16 protein-coding genes and 1 pseudogene are annotated in these 15,589 nt (G+C 33.2%); all 17 read right to left on the bottom strand.

The window, feature by feature from the left end:
* Nucleotides 1-50 precede the first annotated feature (50 nt).
* The 17 genes and pseudogenes from bsdE14_RS19470 to pseG all read right to left on the bottom strand — a co-directional run bounded on the left by bsdE14_RS19470 (nucleotide 51) and on the right by pseG (nucleotide 15,589).
* A complete protein-coding gene (locus bsdE14_RS19470) occupies nucleotides 51-1,856 on the bottom strand; it encodes a flagellar hook-basal body complex protein (RefSeq protein ID WP_435382615.1) in 1,806 nt (601 codons plus the stop codon).
* Between the two features lie 162 nt (nucleotides 1,857-2,018).
* Nucleotides 2,019-2,744 (bottom strand): annotated as a pseudogene (locus tag bsdE14_RS22410) (flagellar hook-basal body complex protein); the annotation flags it as partial.
* Nucleotides 2,745-2,868: 124 nt separating this feature from the next.
* On the bottom strand, nucleotides 2,869-3,255 hold the full coding sequence (locus bsdE14_RS19465; protein WP_264851658.1) for a TIGR02530 family flagellar biosynthesis protein: 387 nt from the start codon (nucleotides 3,253-3,255) through the stop codon (nucleotides 2,869-2,871).
* A 30-nt stretch (nucleotides 3,256-3,285) separates the two neighbouring features.
* The gene (locus tag bsdE14_RS19460; protein ID WP_264851657.1) at nucleotides 3,286-3,741 is read right to left on the bottom strand and encodes a flagellar hook assembly protein FlgD; all 456 of its coding nucleotides are present in this window, start codon (nucleotides 3,739-3,741) and stop codon (nucleotides 3,286-3,288) included.
* A 12-nt stretch (nucleotides 3,742-3,753) separates the two neighbouring features.
* Nucleotides 3,754-5,637 carry a flagellar hook-length control protein FliK gene (locus bsdE14_RS19455; protein ID WP_264851656.1) on the bottom strand — a complete coding sequence of 628 codons (1,884 nt, stop codon included), beginning with the start codon at nucleotides 5,635-5,637 and terminating at the stop codon, nucleotides 3,754-3,756.
* Nucleotides 5,638-5,641: 4 nt separating this feature from the next.
* Nucleotides 5,642-6,079: a flagellar export protein FliJ gene (fliJ, locus tag bsdE14_RS19450; protein ID WP_264851655.1), complete on the bottom strand. Its 438-nt coding sequence runs from the start codon at nucleotides 6,077-6,079 to the stop codon at nucleotides 5,642-5,644.
* A 13-nt stretch (nucleotides 6,080-6,092) separates the two neighbouring features.
* Nucleotides 6,093-7,409, bottom strand: coding sequence for a flagellar protein export ATPase FliI (gene fliI, locus bsdE14_RS19445; protein WP_264852306.1), 1,317 nt, complete (start codon nucleotides 7,407-7,409; stop codon nucleotides 6,093-6,095).
* The gene (locus bsdE14_RS19440) at nucleotides 7,406-8,173 is read right to left on the bottom strand and encodes a FliH/SctL family protein (protein WP_264851654.1); all 768 of its coding nucleotides are present in this window, start codon (nucleotides 8,171-8,173) and stop codon (nucleotides 7,406-7,408) included. The genes fliI and bsdE14_RS19440 overlap by 4 nt, the downstream gene beginning before the upstream one ends.
* A complete protein-coding gene (gene fliG / locus bsdE14_RS19435; protein ID WP_264851653.1) occupies nucleotides 8,157-9,173 on the bottom strand; it encodes a flagellar motor switch protein FliG in 1,017 nt (338 codons plus the stop codon). The genes bsdE14_RS19440 and fliG overlap by 17 nt, the downstream gene beginning before the upstream one ends.
* Before the next feature lie 6 nt (nucleotides 9,174-9,179).
* Nucleotides 9,180-10,775: a flagellar basal-body MS-ring/collar protein FliF gene (gene fliF / locus bsdE14_RS19430; protein ID WP_264851652.1), complete on the bottom strand. Its 1,596-nt coding sequence runs from the start codon at nucleotides 10,773-10,775 to the stop codon at nucleotides 9,180-9,182.
* A gap of 15 nt (nucleotides 10,776-10,790) precedes the next feature.
* The gene (gene fliE / locus bsdE14_RS19425; protein ID WP_264851651.1) at nucleotides 10,791-11,099 is read right to left on the bottom strand and encodes a flagellar hook-basal body complex protein FliE; all 309 of its coding nucleotides are present in this window, start codon (nucleotides 11,097-11,099) and stop codon (nucleotides 10,791-10,793) included.
* Nucleotides 11,100-11,194: 95 nt separating this feature from the next.
* Nucleotides 11,195-11,629, bottom strand: a complete 435-nt coding sequence (flgC, locus tag bsdE14_RS19420; protein WP_264851650.1) for a flagellar basal body rod protein FlgC — start codon at nucleotides 11,627-11,629, stop codon at nucleotides 11,195-11,197.
* Between the two features lie 4 nt (nucleotides 11,630-11,633).
* Nucleotides 11,634-12,044: a flagellar basal body rod protein FlgB gene (flgB, locus tag bsdE14_RS19415; RefSeq protein ID WP_264851649.1), complete on the bottom strand. Its 411-nt coding sequence runs from the start codon at nucleotides 12,042-12,044 to the stop codon at nucleotides 11,634-11,636.
* A gap of 383 nt (nucleotides 12,045-12,427) precedes the next feature.
* Complete coding sequence (locus bsdE14_RS19410; protein ID WP_264851648.1) at nucleotides 12,428-13,303, bottom strand: flagellin N-terminal helical domain-containing protein; 876 nt, start codon at nucleotides 13,301-13,303, stop codon at nucleotides 12,428-12,430.
* 93 nt (nucleotides 13,304-13,396) lie between these two features.
* The gene (locus bsdE14_RS19405; RefSeq protein ID WP_264851647.1) at nucleotides 13,397-13,531 is read right to left on the bottom strand and encodes a DUF86 domain-containing protein; all 135 of its coding nucleotides are present in this window, start codon (nucleotides 13,529-13,531) and stop codon (nucleotides 13,397-13,399) included.
* Nucleotides 13,532-13,590: 59 nt separating this feature from the next.
* Nucleotides 13,591-14,595, bottom strand: coding sequence for a dTDP-glucose 4,6-dehydratase (locus bsdE14_RS19400; protein ID WP_264851646.1), 1,005 nt, complete (start codon nucleotides 14,593-14,595; stop codon nucleotides 13,591-13,593).
* A gap of 4 nt (nucleotides 14,596-14,599) precedes the next feature.
* Nucleotides 14,600-15,589, bottom strand: coding sequence for a UDP-2,4-diacetamido-2,4,6-trideoxy-beta-L-altropyranose hydrolase (gene pseG / locus bsdE14_RS19395; protein WP_264851645.1), 990 nt, complete (start codon nucleotides 15,587-15,589; stop codon nucleotides 14,600-14,602).

Below are 15,589 nucleotides of genomic sequence, written 5' to 3'. Positions count from 1 at the left end.
CTAACGGGGAGAAGCACCCCGTCAGTCAAAGTAATTAACTATTAATAGTATTATCTCTTTAAATTTAATATATCCTGAAGAATTTCATCACCTGTAGTAATAACCTTTGAACTTGCTTGGAAGGCCCTACTTGTAACAATCATATCAGTAAATTGTTCTGCAAGGTCAACATTTGACATTTCAAGCATACCTTGAAGCACATCACCATATCCTTTACTGTTATCTTCCCCTAGAGTTCCAGCTCCACTTCTTAGTGTAGCGTCACCTGAGTTAACAGATCCATGATATAAATTCTTGCCAAGCTTAGTTAAGCCTGCTGGATTCTTAAAGGTAGCCATTGCTAATTGTCCTATTGCTGTAACTCTTCCATCTTCAAGAACTGCACTAACTACTCCATCCTTGCCTACTGAGAAAGTTCTAACTCTCAAATCTATATTTGCTGCATCATCGTGTATTTTATCTGGTATTTTCAAGGATTTTAAGCTCTCATCATATGCATTTACTATTTTAGTACCATCTACAAAGCTTACAGTACCATCAGCTTTCATACTTTGTACAGGTGTCCCGCCATTGGTATTGTTTGACTTAAAGTCACTAATAACTGTATTTATGCCTGTAACTGAAATTGCTTGCATAATACCTTTACCTTCTAGTGCAGTATTTATAGCATTTTGTATTTGACCATTAGTAACTCCATTAGCAACTGTAAAATCTCCATTTATTGTAATAATCTTTTTTGCAGTATCTACTGATGCAGAAGCTTCAGTACCTGCTGCTACAGTTCCTATTATAAATTTATAATCATTTAAAGCAGCTCCATAAGCTGGTTGAAAATTAAATCCGCCTGCAGAAACAGCAGCAGGTTGTGCAAGATTTGTACCACCATCAATGCTTCTGGATGAAATTCCTGTTATATTTTTAGGTGCCCCAGTAACTGTAATTTTTGGTGCACCTGCTGTACCGTCAGATTTAAATGCAGTACCAGCTGCAAAAGTAGCAGCACCAACCTTATTATCTATTTCTGTTTGTAAGGCACTAGTTGTAAATGCATTTGGAGTAATGAAATCTCCATCAATTGTGATTTTCTTATTAGTAGTATCTACAGTAGCATTTAAAGCTGTGCCAACAGAAATCTTACCAAGTTCTATTGTATAACCATTGAAAGTTGTTCCATTGTTAAATGCAAAATTCATTCCCCCCACCGTTACACTAGTTGGAGCAGCTAAATCACTACCTGTAGTATCTACAGTAATAGAGCTATTACCAGGAACTACAGTTCCTGGAGTAGTAGCTGCAACAGTCGTTAATTGTGGTTGAGTTATATTATTACTAGCTAGTGCTGCATTAACCTTTGCCTTAATTTGAGTTGCTAATGCAGTAGTATCTGGTGGAGTAGTAGTTAAATCAACATTTACTGTTAATGTTTTGCCAGTAGTATCAATACTTGCAGAAGTAGTTGTACTAGCAGCAACTGTTCCAAGTTTTATAGTATAACCATTTAATTGTCCACCATTTCCAAAAGTCAAATCAAATCCACCTAAGTTCATTGAAGCAGGTCCTGGCACATGTGGAATTTTACCAGTACTATCAGTAGTTGCTGCTAATCCACTTATATTTGAATAAGCCCCACTTACAGATGAAACTACTTGCGAAATAGCTGGAGTTGCATTTGAAAGTCCTTGATTAATTGCATTTTTAAATGAAAGAGCAGTCATAGCATTTGGTGTTACAAAATCTCCATCAACTAATATTTTTTTATTAGCAGTATCTACCTGCGCTGAAGGAGAAGTACCAGCAGCAACTGTTCTAAGTTCTATTGTATAACCATTTAATGCAGTTCCAGCACTAAATTCCAATGTAAAACCTGCTGAAGATACTGCAGATGGTGCTTTGTCATCTGCTCCACCTGAAACAGCATTAGAAGCTATATTGGGAATAACATTCGGATTTCCTGATACTGTTAGTGTTTGAGCTATTCCAGCATAAGATAGCGCTTTGTTAATAGCTATTTGCGCCTGGTCAGCTGTCAAAGCTCCTGCTGCTGAAAAGTCACCATTTAATATTATTTTTTTATTATTTTTATCAACTGAAGCTGAAGGTGTAGTTCCTGCTCCAATTGTTCCTAGTTCTATATGATAACCATTTAGAGCAGCACCTGGTCCAAATTGGAAGGTTAGTCCTGAAGTCCTAACTGCATTAGGTGCTTGTGTTGTTGCAGCTGTCAAAGTAGAATCATTTGTAAGAGAAAATCCCATTACTCTATATCCATCTGAAGTTAATAAATTACCATCACTGTCAAGAGTAAATGAACCATCTCTAGTATACATTAAATCCATATTTGCTTTTGCAAGAGTATTAGAATCTATATTATGTGCACCAATTGATTGATTTACTTGAATCATTCCATCATCGAATATGGATTCGCCCTTACCAACAAGGAAATAACCGTCACCGTCTACTGCCATATCAAGATTTCTGCTTGTTGGCTGCATCATTCCTTGCTTTGTTATTGTATCAATACCTGCTACTTGAACTCCTAGCCCTACTTGGCTGGCATTAATACCACCCTGATTAGTTGACGGAGCTGTTGCTTCACTTACACTTTGGCTAAGCATGTCCTGAAATCTTGCTCTTGAACTCTTAAATGCTGTTGTACCAACATTAGCTATATTATTACCTACTACATCCATTTTTGTTTGATTAGCTTTCATGCCGCTAATACCTGAATATAATGATCTTAACATTTAAAAATTACCCCCATCTTTATATTTATCTATCTAATTTATCTTCATTAATACTGTATTTATTATCTTATAGCCTTGCTTCCATCATTCCACAAGGCGCAGCCCCCTATAAGGCCCAGCTGCATTAAAGTAATACTACACTATCAATATTAGTAAATACATTGTCCTTACTACTACTTTTATCAACAGCAGTAATTACAGTTCTGTTTTTAATATTTGTAATTAGCGCCAAATCCTTATATAATATAAGACATTCTTTAGCACCTTTTTCATTAGCCTTGTTAATCCCATCATTAATCTTATTCATATCACTTTCATTTAAAGTAATATTCCTATCATTTAGTCTTTCAGCCGCATGATTAGAAATTACAAAGGATTGTTTTTTGTCAATTTCATTTTTTAATATATCTTCAAATTTAACATTGCTATTACTATTATTATTTCGTGATATGTTTGGTTCTGGGAAATTACCTATGGCATATAACTTTCCATTTATTACTCTGTATCCCATATAAAATCACCTACTAAGAACTCCCTAGCTTTACGACTCAACTGTAATCACATTATCCAGCGGAAATGCTTTAGTAACAGGTTCACCATTCTCTTCTACCTCAACATTAACCTTTACTACTCCTGAATCTTTTACAACACTCTTTACTAAGCCTCCGAACTGATTTCCATAAGAGTCTTTCTGATTTAGAAGCACAACCTTTCCAATTAATGAAGTTGCACCAGTAAAGCTAAGATTATTATTCAAATTTGACATTTGTTCAATTGATGTAAATTGTGCCATTTGAGCTACATATTGTGTAGAATCCTTTGTGTTTTCAGGATCTTGATTGGATAGTTCTGCGGCTAAAATTTTTAGGAAAGCATTCTTATCCATATCCTCTCCTGCTTTATTGATTTTAGTACCTCTAACTGTTGCACCTTCAGTAATTTTAGCACTTTCAGTTATTGATTGGTTATTACTTGAATTTACTGATTCTACTCCCATTATTTCATCTCCTTATGCTAAAGCATTTAAATTATTCAAGTCATAAGTAATTTCTTCTGGATTACCTACTTCTTCAACTTCTAAATTACCAACACTATTTTTTCTTCTACCCTTTGAATTGCCATTTTCGTTTTTTGAGCCTTGATTTAAGAAACTGCTGTCACCATTATAAATCTCTACATTGAAGCTATGAATTTTAATGTTTTGCTCACTGAGCTTATTAGTAATCTCAGTTAAATTTGAGTTCAGTGCATTATAGGCATCCCTATTGGTAGCAGTAATTTGAGCTTTGACAACTTCGCCTTCTCGAGTTATCTTTATGAACAGTTCTCCTAATTCTTTAGGTACAACTTTTACAGTTAATTCCTTAACATCATTTAATTCCATATACTTTAATGATTTAACTAAGTCCTCATTAAATGTCTGCCTGTTAACTACCGGCAATTTTTCACTGTTTTCAACAGATAAATTCTTTTCTGTCTGAAGGCTAGTAGCTAAATTAGTAACCCTAGCAATTTTATTACTCAAATCATCCTTACTTGAATTAGTATCATCTGATGAAAGTTTTAAGAGAAGTTTGTCCTCTTCAGTATTTAAACTTCTATTTGCTTTTTCTACATCATTAGAAGTTTGCTTTGAATTTTCAATTGCATCATTGCTTAATGTACCTGCCTTGCCCTTACTAGGAATGACTTTTGTATTCTCAACATCAATCTTAAAGTCTCTATCTAAAAGCTTCTTTTTTACAATAAAGTTTATTTTGCCTTTTGTGTCTACAATAGTATTGTGTTCTACACTCATATTCGCATCTTTTGTAAAAGCTAACTTTTGTTCCAATTTATCTGCTTGTCCAATAAATTTATTAATTAGCTTTTCAAGATCAGAATCTACTTTCATATCATCTTTACTGCTAGACATAAGATTTACGATTTCATCAGTAGCTTCCTTTGCATTAGGTAATGTGGAAATACTAAATTGGTCAATCTTAACGCCTAATTTTGAATTTGATATTACTTTACTAGCAGCAGCTCCAAGCTCTTCATAATCCTTTTGATTTTCAGGGCCAATTTGGTTACTGCTTTTTATAAGTTCTTCTATTGTAGTTATATCTTTATTTAATGCTTGTATTTCTTTCACTGATTCTTCTGTACTATTTTCTGCTTTTAACGCAGCAATTTCTGAAAGAATTGAAGCCATGCCACAAAGAGCTAGTACAGTATCTGAAGCCTTTATACTTGGATCATTAGTTTCATTCTTTTCTGCATTAGTTGAATGTTCTGACAAATCAGCATTTAAAATATCCTTTGCTTCTTTACTTGACTGATCACCTAAAGCAGTAGCTGTATCAATAGCACTTATTAGATTTTCAATTTGATTTTTCATTTCATTTAGTTCATTAATCAAATCTACATTATCTCCAATTGCCATAGATAAATTTTTATTTTTTAGTACATCATTTAACTTATATAAATTTCCCTTAATAATCTGCATAACTCGGTCTAAATTAAGTTCAGACTTATCATCTATGCTAATTTGACTATCAGAAGAAACCTGTAATTTGGCAAGGATTTCTTTAAGCTTAGCTAGTTCTTTGCTGGATAATTTTATAAAATTTCTATTGTCATTTATAGCTTCATTTTCATCACTATTTGTTGCCTTATCTTTATTATCATAGACAACTTTTGTACCATTATTATTCGTACATTCAGCTTTTCTTTCATCAATTGTGTTTTTAGGACCTTCTAAGTTCTTTTTTACTTTCGAGTCTGTGCTAGAAGAAACCTTATCTAAAATACCTTTAAAACTTGATCCTTCATTTTTAGTATCTTTTGACTGTATACCATCTTTAGCACCTGAAACTTTTGTAATATTATTTTGAAAGCTTATCTCATTCACATAATCACCTCCCTTCATGATTTCTTATAAAACCATAAAGGGCAAATTCATCATTAGTCTTTTGTTCAATGAGCTGTTGCTCCTTAATAAAAGCCTTAAGTTGCTTGTCCTTTAATGTTTCAACTGTTTTACGTTCAATCTGTTTTTGCTTTAACTCTACTCTTTTTTCCTCAAGTATTTGATTTTTTTTATTCAAATCTATGGAAACTTCATCTATAGACCTTATCACTGAATCTAAAAAGGCCCTTCTTATTTTTTGTTCTACTATAGTTTCTTTTGAACTGCCTAAAGTGTACTTATTTTGTTTTTCCTTTAAATCTAAGAGTTTTTGTTCAGTTAGAGTTTTATTCCTTTGTGCTTCCTTAAAATTTCTTTTGCTTTCTTCTTCTTTATCAAGCCTGATATCTAATAATTTTTGTAATCTAAATTTATACCCTTCCAAGGAACATCACTTCCTAACTCATAAAAATACTTTTTAACGATTCAATGCCTTCATTAAAACTGACATGTTCTTCCATTCCTTGCTTTAGGAACTTTTCTATTTCATCGTTATAAGCTATTGCCATATCAACTTTTTTATTGCTTCCTTTAATATAAGCACCTATGTTAATCAAATCCTCTGAGTCCTTATAAGTGGCTAATAAATCCCTGGCAAAGGAAGCTACCTGTTTATGCTCCTCGGTGGCAACCTCTGACATAAGTCTACTGATACTACTTAAAATGTCTATTGCAGGGAAATGGTTTTTTGCAGCCAATGCTCTGGAAAGCACTATATGTCCATCTAGAATACCTCTAACAGCATCAGCAATTGGCTCATTAAAATCATCACCATCAACAAGTACAGTATAAAATGCAGTTATGGATCCTTTACTAGACATTCCTGCCCTCTCCATAAGTCTTGGCAGCATAGCAAATACTGATGGTGTATATCCTTTTGTAGCTGGTGGCTCGCCGGTAGCTAGTCCAACTTCTCTTTGTGCCATTGCGAATCTTGTGACTGAATCCATCATTAGTATCACTTTTTTACCTTGATCTCTAAAGTACTCAGCAATTGCTGTAGCAGTAAAGGCACCTTTTAGTCTTACTAATGCTGGCTTATCTGAAGTTGCACACACTACAATGGATTTTTTCATACCTTCTTCCCCAAGGTCTTTTTCTATAAAATCCAAAACTTCTCTTCCTCTTTCACCAATAAGAGCAATAACATTAACATCTGCTTCAGCATATCTTGCAATCATACCCAGGGTAGTACTTTTTCCAACACCACTACCAGCAAATATACCTATTCTCTGTCCTTCTCCACAAGTTAAAAAACCATCTATAGCTTTAACCCCAGTAGGTAAAATTTCTTTTATTCTCCTTCTCTTAAGCGGATCAGGTGGCTGAGTATCAAGTGAGTAAGGTATTCCCCCTCTTAGCTCCTCGCCACTCATTGGATTTCCAAGGCCATCTAAAACCTTTCCAAAAAGCTGTTCAGAACATTGAATACTCATGGGTTTTCCTTGTGGTACCACTCTACACCCTGGAGCAATTCCTATAAGCTCTCCTAGCGGCATCAATATTACATTATCTTCTTTAAAACCAACAACCTCACAGGAAATAGGATGATTTCTATCATTATATATAATGCATACCTCTCCTACAAAAGCCCTTATACCTTCCACTTCCACAGTAAGCCCAATAACTTTCTTAACTATTCCTTCTACATAATTAAAATTGCTCTCAGAAATTTTAGTTCTCAATTGTCCGAAATCTATATCAATCACTATTATTCATTCCCTTCAAGGAGCTCCTTTAATTTATCCAATGCATATTCAATACTTACTACTACTTTCCCTGTACCTTTGTCAATTACAGCAGAGCCTGGTTCTAATGAATCATCTTTTAGCACAAATATATCTCCTTTAAAAGCAAGTTGTTCTCTCCAAATGTCCTTTTTACTATTCAGATTTTCTACATACATGCTGTGACATTTGATAATAAAACACTTAGCATTTTTAGTATCTTCAAGTGCACTATATATCATTTTTTCTAGTGAATCCTCATTTTGTATAGATTGCTTCAAGATGGTTTCAACCGTTTCTAAAATAAAATCCTTAATTTCATGCTTCTTTTGCTCTAAATAAAGTTCATAAGTTTTTTTTGCTTCAAATAGTATGTCTTCGGCCTGCTGTTTTATACTCTGACACTGCTGTTGAACTTTCGGAAAGTTATCATTGTAGGCCTCTTCATAGCCTTTTGCTTTGCCTTCCTCGTAACCCTTGCTATAAGCCTCCTGCATTATTTGTTCAGCTTTTAGCCTAGAGTCACTTTCCACAAATTGTGCTTCCTGATATGCACTTGAAAGAATTTTATCACTTTTTCTCCTTGCATTCTCCATCATTGTGTTAACAAGTGTTTCATAGCTTTCAAAGTTATTTTTTATATTTTCTTCTATTTCCTCTTTATCTTGAACCTTTATAAACTCTGTGCTTATTTCTTTATTTCCTAAGCTTTGAACGTGGTTATTTTTTATAACTCTATACGATGATTGCATCTTCTCCACCTCTGGAAATTACAATTTCTCCTGCTTCATCTAATCTTCTTATGATACTAACAATCTTTTGCTGAGATTTTTCAACATCCATAAGTCTTACTGGACCTAAGAATTCCATATCTTCCTTTAGTGATGCTGCTGCTCTCTTAGATTGATTTCTAAAAATAGCATTGGCAACTTCCTCTGAGCATCCCTTTAGTGCCAGAGCCAATTCCTTTGTTTCTACTTCTCTTAAAACTCTTTGTATTGAAACATCGTCTAATGTAATTATGTCCTCGAATACAAACATAGATTGTTTTACTTTTTCTGCTAGTTCTGCATTTTCCTTTTCTAGACTCTCTGTAATATTCTTTTCTGTAGTTCTATCTACTTGGTTCAGTATATCTACAAGAGTATCTACTCCACCAATAACCTTCATATCAGACTTAACTACTGATGATAGCTTATTGTCTAATACCTTCTCAATTTCTTTAATAACCTGAGGTGAAATATTGCTCATATTTGCAATTCTATAAGCAACCTCTGCTTGAACATCATCTGGTAAAGCTGATAAAATTTGACCTGACTTATCTGTTTGAAGATAACAAAGCACAAGTGCTATGGTTTGTGGATGCTCATTGGTTATTATATTCAAAAGCTGATGTGCATCAGCTTTTCTAGCTATTCCAAATGGTCTATACTGCTGAGTAGCTTCAGTCACCATATCAAGAATATCTTTTGCTCTTTGAAGTCCTAGTGCCTTACTCAAAAGATCTCTAGCATAATCTAGACCACCTTCAAGAATATAATCCCTTGCTTTGTTTATTTCTATAAATTCATTCAATATCTCTTGCTTTTGTTCTGATTTTACTTGTGATATATTAGCAATTTCATAGGTTATTTTTTGTATTTCTGACTCAGGCAATTTCTTGATGATAGCTGCAGCTGCATCAGGACCCAAAGTTATGAACAGAATAGCTGCCTTTTGTACCCCAGTCAATTTAGTTGCTTCTCTGGGCATTATCTATCACCTCTCATCTTCTGCCAACCAAGATTTGATGATATCTACGACTTGCTCTGGCTTTTCAGATGCATATTTCTTAATTTCCTTTTCAATATGCTTCTTTTCATCCATTGCTTCATTATCAAAATCTATAGGCTCAAATTCTATTTTTTCCTTCTTTTCTTCATCCCCAATAACTACATCTATACCTTTAGCTGAAACAAAATCTTCAAATTCTCCTTCTGGAGCTTCCTTTTTGTTCTTCTTTCTTAACGCTATTGCAGCTATAATTACCAACAGTAAAATTCCAGCTCCAATCCCAGCGTATGTGTAAATCTTCATTCTATTTTCCTTATCCTGCTCTTGCTGTAAAGCTTGCAAATCTTTTTTCTGCTGATTCTGAGCTGTTGTATCGAAGGCTAGTCCTTCAACACTAACTACGTCACCTCTAGTATCATTAATGCCTACTGCTGCAGAAACTAAATTCTTAATTGAGCTTCTTGTGGCTTCATCTAGATTTCCATCTACAATAACAGAAGCTGTTAATCTTTTAACATCCCCTGGAGCCTTAATAGTTTCCTGCTGTGTAGATCCTACTTGATAGTTATTTATTTCTTCACTGTGAACTATGGTTCCATTTGCATTTGTAGTAGTAGAGGCTGACCCATTAACCATATTATTATCAACAGGACTTTGAGAAGTCTGAGTACTAGTTCCATTTGGATTAGCATCATACTTCTTTTGCTCACTGACTACTGTACCTTTAGGATCATAAGTTGTACTTACAGTTTTATTAGCATCAAAATTCAAATCTGCATTTATTTTTATTCCGACTTTATCTTTATAAGCCTTGCCTAACACGGCCATAGCTTTATCTTCTAAATATTTCTCGTATTCCTTTTTCATCTGCTGTTGTTTTTCATTTGCTGTGTTTGAAGTAGCGATATTATCATTATTATATAAGTCCTTTGTGAGTAAAGTCATATTGTTATCTATTACTTGAACATTTTCCTTAGGAAGATTTTTAACACTTCCGGATACTAAAGCTACAATAGATTTTACCTGTTCTTCATTTAACTTTTGACCTGATTTCAATAAAAGTGTTACTGAGGCTGAGGCCGGTGTTGAATCCTTTACAAAAACGCTATCCTCAGGCATTACTAATGCCACCTTAGCTTTATCCACTTGTGGAAAACTTTTAATAGTCTTCTCTAGTTCACCTTGTAGAGCTCTCTGATATTTAACTTGCATTTCAGCATCTGTTATACCAAATTGACTAGTATTATCAAATAATTCCCATCCACTGCTTCCATCAGAAATATCTGGAGCTAAGGTTAACCTTAAACTGTCAACCTGATCGGAAGGAACTAAAATTGAATTTCCTTGTATTTTAACATTGGTTACCTTCTGCTCTTTAAGCTTATCCACTATTGTTTTGGAATCTTTTGCATCTAAATCTGAAAATAATACTGAATACTTAACGGAATTTAAAGATACAGTTAAATATATCAAAGCTGTTATAACCCCTACTAATGTAACTATTGAAGCTATCTTTTTGCCTTTACTTATACCTAGCCATTTTTCTTTTAAACTGTTAAATAACTCCGATAGCTTACCCATTATCTGCACTCCTTACTATAACTGCATTCTGTTTAGTTCCTGATATGCCTCTACTATTTTATTTCTAACTTGAACTGCTAGTTCTAGAGACATCTTTGCCTCTTCAGTATCCAGCATTACCTTATGAATATCTGTTTCTTCTCCTTTAATAAATGATTCTGTAGTGTTTTCTGCAGCAATTTGTTTATCATTAACTGCATCTAATTTTTCTTTTAAAATATCCAAGAAATTCCCACTTGAACTATCTGACTTTTCAGTTTTATTATCTTTAATATTAAAACTATCAAATATCTTACTATCTGGTACAAACTGATTAATCTTCATAATTTTTTCCCCTTTCAGTCGAAACACTGGATAGCCTACCATTCCGTTTCGAAGCGGCAGTCTATCCGTAAAAGCCCTTTAAAGACGTTTATCTATTATCTACCAATTTCTAAAGCTTTCATAAACATACCTTTTTCTGCACTCATTGCATTTACATTTGCTTCATAAGATCTAGTTGCAGCAATCATATCTGCCATCTCATTTAATATATTTACATTTGGCATATTAACATACCCATCAGCATCAGCATCAGGATGCGTAGGATCATATACTTTTCTTAAAGGAGACTTGTCCTCTTCAACTCCAACTGCTTTAACTCCAAGAAGTTTTTCTTCATACTTTCCTGTCTGTTTATTTAATTCATTATCCAGGTTTTCTTGAAAAACAGCAACTTTTCTTCTATAAGGTTGTCCATTTTCTCCCCTTGTAGTAGTTACATTTGCTATATTAGAAGCAATAGTATCAAGTCTCAATCTCTCTGCTGATAAACCACTGGCGCTTATTCTCATTGAATTAAAAGCACTTATCATTTAATTATCTCCTTCCTTCGCTAATTACATATCTCTCCATGCTAAGTCTAGAATTAACCTGAGATATTAATGCATTGTACATCATTGCATTTGCAGCTTGATTTGTCATCTCATTATCTATATCTACATTGTTACCATCTGCTCTCATGCTTGTTGAAGTATCCTGCTGAACCTTTATGGTTCCGTATTCATCTGATTCACCTGGAATATGCTTATTATTAGTAGTTTTTAAATTGAGGTTCTCAGTGCTATCTTGTAAATATTCTTCAAAAGAAACATTAAATCTCTTATATCCTTTAGTATTTATATTAGCTATGTTATTTGCGCTAACTTTACTTCTCAAGGCTGAGGCATCTAACCCCTTTTTCAGTAAATTATATGTTTGTTCGCTTTTCGACAATTTACTTATATCCATTCACTTTCCTCCAAATCTTTTACATAAAACTTCCAAACATTACTCACAAATCTAGGTATTTAATTTAATTTTATTTTACATTAAATTTTTCATTTTGTACACTAGATTTTTTTATTCTGTCATGTAAATTCTACTCAATTTGATATTAAATTTAGTTATTCATCCCAGGAAATTCAGACAACGAGCCCATTTTGCTAAATATTACCGTCGAATTTTGACAATCAAAATATTTTAAATAAGTGTGCATGATTTTACAGTACAAGACAACAATTAATAAAACTATTGAGAAAATACAGTTAATTTGTTACATAAAAAAAGACCTAGCTACTGCTAAAGTCTTTTTTGAGTTCTACTATTATACTTATTTATATATTATTCAAAAATTATCTTCTCATATTCTCTAAAACTCTAAGTACATCTTGAGGTAATTTATTTGATTGTACAAGCATAGCATTGCCCGCTTCTACCAATATATTATCCTTAGTATATTCCATCATCTCTTCAGCTATATCTGCATCCCTTATTTTGCTATCTGCTCCTTCAATTTTATCTCCAATTTCATTAAGACTTGCATAGCTACTTTCAAACCTATTTTCTAATACTCCGTACTGGCTTCTAACAGATATCACTGTATTTATAGCTGAATCAACCATTCCTATGGCATCATCTATGCTGGTTCCAGCTGATATATCTAGCTTACTAAAATCTCTCACGGTACCATCAGACATTTTAGCCGATCCACTATTGATAGCTAGATTAAAGTAAGGTATTTCAATCTTTTCTCCTTCGTTAGCACCAGAAGTCATAAATATACTGCCAGGTTTCGCGTTATCAGTTACGTCATCATTATATAGTAACTTAACGCCATTATATTCTGTACTTCTAGCAGTTCTATCTACTTCCTGCATTAACTGTGATATTTCCTTTTGAACATTAGCCTTATCTTCAATATTATTCGTTCCATTTCCACCCTGAACTAGTAGTTCCCTAACCCTTTGAAGCAATCCAGTCATACTATCCAGTCCACCCTCAGTGGTTTGAAGCATGCTTACCCCATCTTGTACATTTCTAGCAGCCATTTGAACTCCTCTAATCTGCATCCTAAACCTTTCACTTTGAGCTAAGGCGTTTGGGTTTTCTTTTGCACTATTTGCCTTATAACCTGAGGATATTCTTCCCAAGGCTTGGCTTTGTTTGGACAAAACTTTATTCTGCTCTCTATATATATTTAATGAGGCTAAGTTGTGATACAATCTCATTTTATCATCTCCACCACGTTTTTATATATTATATTATCGAATAATTTAACATAAACTTTAGGGTAATTTATTAATAATCCTCAAGGCACTTTTTCATAATCCCTGAACATCTTCACTTACTACTTTCATAAACTCTTCAATGTTTTTTAGGTTATTTATTACTACGGTACACACTACGTCTCTATCCAATTTAATGTAATCATGAACTAAAATATTACTAAAGTACAAAAAAAAGACCTAGAATCCACTAAGTCTTTTAAAACTATTTTATCATTTTATTAATATACTTATTTTATCATCTTAGTCTGCTTTATCCACTCTTCCGTTTCTCTTATTCCTTGCTCCAATGTATATTCAGGGCACCATCCCATAAGCTCCTTTGCTTTTGAATAATTACACTTAAGCTTCATTATTTCACTTTGTGGATGTATATGCTTTACATGATTAACGCTGACTCTATCCCTAGAAATAATTTTTGCCAGATCATTTATAGTAACGTCAAAAGCAGTACCTGCGTTTACAATTTCACCATTTACATTATCTAAGTATCCTGCCATAACTACAAATCTGGAACAGTCTTTAACATAAAGTAAATCTCTCGTCTGCATACCTGATCCATATATGTTTATGTCTTTGCCATTTAAAGAATTATTTATAAATATTGCAACTACTCCACCTTCACCGCCTGTTTTTTGAAAGGGACCATAGGTATTAAATGGCCTTATTACAACAGTAGGGAGTTTATATGCATTATAATAAGATAGAACCATATTTTCAGCAGCAATTTTACTTCCGCCATAAGGAGATACCGGCTTTGTAGGATGAGATTCACTAATTCCTTCATTTCCAGCCAAATCATATACCATACAGGTACTCATAAAAACTACCTTGCATGGATGCATTTCTTCTGAAGAGTCTAATTTCCATCCATCACCATCCATCTTTCCGTTTTTGCCGAACATTTGAACTTTTGCTCTTTCAAGAATATTGAAGGTCCCAACTGTATCATTTAAAAAAGTAGTCCTTGGATCATCTATACTGTCTTGAACATTTATGGATGCACCTAAATGATAAATAATATCATACTTTTCTTGAAAAACTTTATCTAAGTCATTTTCGTTCTTTATATCACCTTTAATAAATTTAAAGTTCATTTTTTTAAATTCTTCTATATTTTCAAGACTGCCGTTTGATAAGTTATCAAACGCTACTACATTATGTCCTTCCTCTAATAATCTTTTTACTACCCAGCGGCCAATAAAGCCAGCCCCTCCAGTAACTAATATATTCATATCATCACTCCTTTTTAGTTAATTCTTGAACTATCCTATACACACCTTTGCCGTCTACTATTTTTTTAGCTTTGTTTGATATTTCTTTTCTTAAAATATAACTATTGCACAAATTATTAAAGTCTTTTAGAAATGTATCTTTTGATAATTTATTATACCAGCCAACGCATTTTATAGCACCTAAATCACTCATTTTGTGAGCTATTCCCTGCTGATTATCAGCAATTATAATTCCTAGAGCAGGAACAGAGCAGGCGGCTAATTCATATAAAGTACTGCCACACGCCGAAATTGCTACATCACATTTTTTCATGATATCATACATATTTGCATTACAATAAAAATATGTATTTTCAGATTTATATATTTTAAAATTATTATTGCTGAAAGAAGGACCTACAATAACATGAAAATTATAACTCATATGCTTTACATAGTCTAGAATTTGCTCTGTGACATGATAGGGGTCAGCACCTCCTACAGTTATCATAATGTCCTGTGGTTTTTCTTTTATAAATTTTTCAGGCGCATTCCTAAATTCTTCTCTAAGCATTACGTATTTAGAACCTAAAAGTAATTTAGTTTTTTTATCTATACTATAGTTTAAATCACATGCATTTATATTCTGATTTATTAAAAAATCCACATTATAATTACAAAAATTCATGTCATCAATATAGGCAGTTTTGGGAAAAATCGACTTAGTATCATCAAAATATATGCTATCAACATCATAGCTGTCTGTAATCAATAATTCTACTTTAATAGCACTTATATCAAGAAGCACAGAATCCTCTCTTATAGTCTTAACAGTAAATCCTTCATCTTTAATTTTATCAATGCCTTTTTTATATTTTTCACTTAATGGTCTATCTGTCCTGCATATATAAAAAACCTCATTAGTTTTAGATAGCTCCTTAGCTAATACTAATGTTCTCATTATATGCCCCATTCCTATATTACATCCACCATCAGCTCTTATTGCAATCTTCAT

It is taken from the genome of Clostridium omnivorum (genome assembly GCF_026012015.1).
Lineage (GTDB): Bacteria > Bacillota > Clostridia > Clostridiales > Clostridiaceae > Clostridium_AX > Clostridium_AX omnivorum.
The sequence above is the reverse complement of the archived record's forward strand: the minus strand, read 5'-3'. Positions and strand labels throughout refer to the sequence as shown.

Excerpts from the sequence above, each read along its gene's own strand:
- bsdE14_RS19465 (WP_264851658.1), bottom strand. The coding sequence starts at position 3,255 with ATGGGATACAGAGTAATAAATGGAAAGTTATATGCCATAGGTAATTTC.
- bsdE14_RS19460 (WP_264851657.1), bottom strand. The coding sequence starts at position 3,741 with ATGGGAGTAGAATCAGTAAATTCAAGTAATAACCAATCAATAACTGAA.
- bsdE14_RS19440 (WP_264851654.1), bottom strand. The coding sequence starts at position 8,173 with ATGCAATCATCGTATAGAGTTATAAAAAATAACCACGTTCAAAGCTTA.
- fliG (WP_264851653.1), bottom strand. The coding sequence starts at position 9,173 with ATGCCCAGAGAAGCAACTAAATTGACTGGGGTACAAAAGGCAGCTATT.
- fliF (WP_264851652.1), bottom strand. The coding sequence starts at position 10,775 with ATGGGTAAGCTATCGGAGTTATTTAACAGTTTAAAAGAAAAATGGCTA.
- fliE (WP_264851651.1), bottom strand. The coding sequence starts at position 11,099 with ATGAAGATTAATCAGTTTGTACCAGATAGTAAGATATTTGATAGTTTT.
- flgC (WP_264851650.1), bottom strand. The coding sequence starts at position 11,629 with ATGATAAGTGCTTTTAATTCAATGAGAATAAGCGCCAGTGGTTTATCA.
- flgB (WP_264851649.1), bottom strand. The coding sequence starts at position 12,044 with ATGGATATAAGTAAATTGTCGAAAAGCGAACAAACATATAATTTACTG.
- bsdE14_RS19410 (WP_264851648.1), bottom strand. The coding sequence starts at position 13,303 with ATGAGATTGTATCACAACTTAGCCTCATTAAATATATATAGAGAGCAG.
- bsdE14_RS19400 (WP_264851646.1), bottom strand. The coding sequence starts at position 14,595 with ATGAATATATTAGTTACTGGAGGGGCTGGCTTTATTGGCCGCTGGGTA.
- pseG (WP_264851645.1), bottom strand. The coding sequence starts at position 15,589 with ATGAAGATTGCAATAAGAGCTGATGGTGGATGTAATATAGGAATGGGG.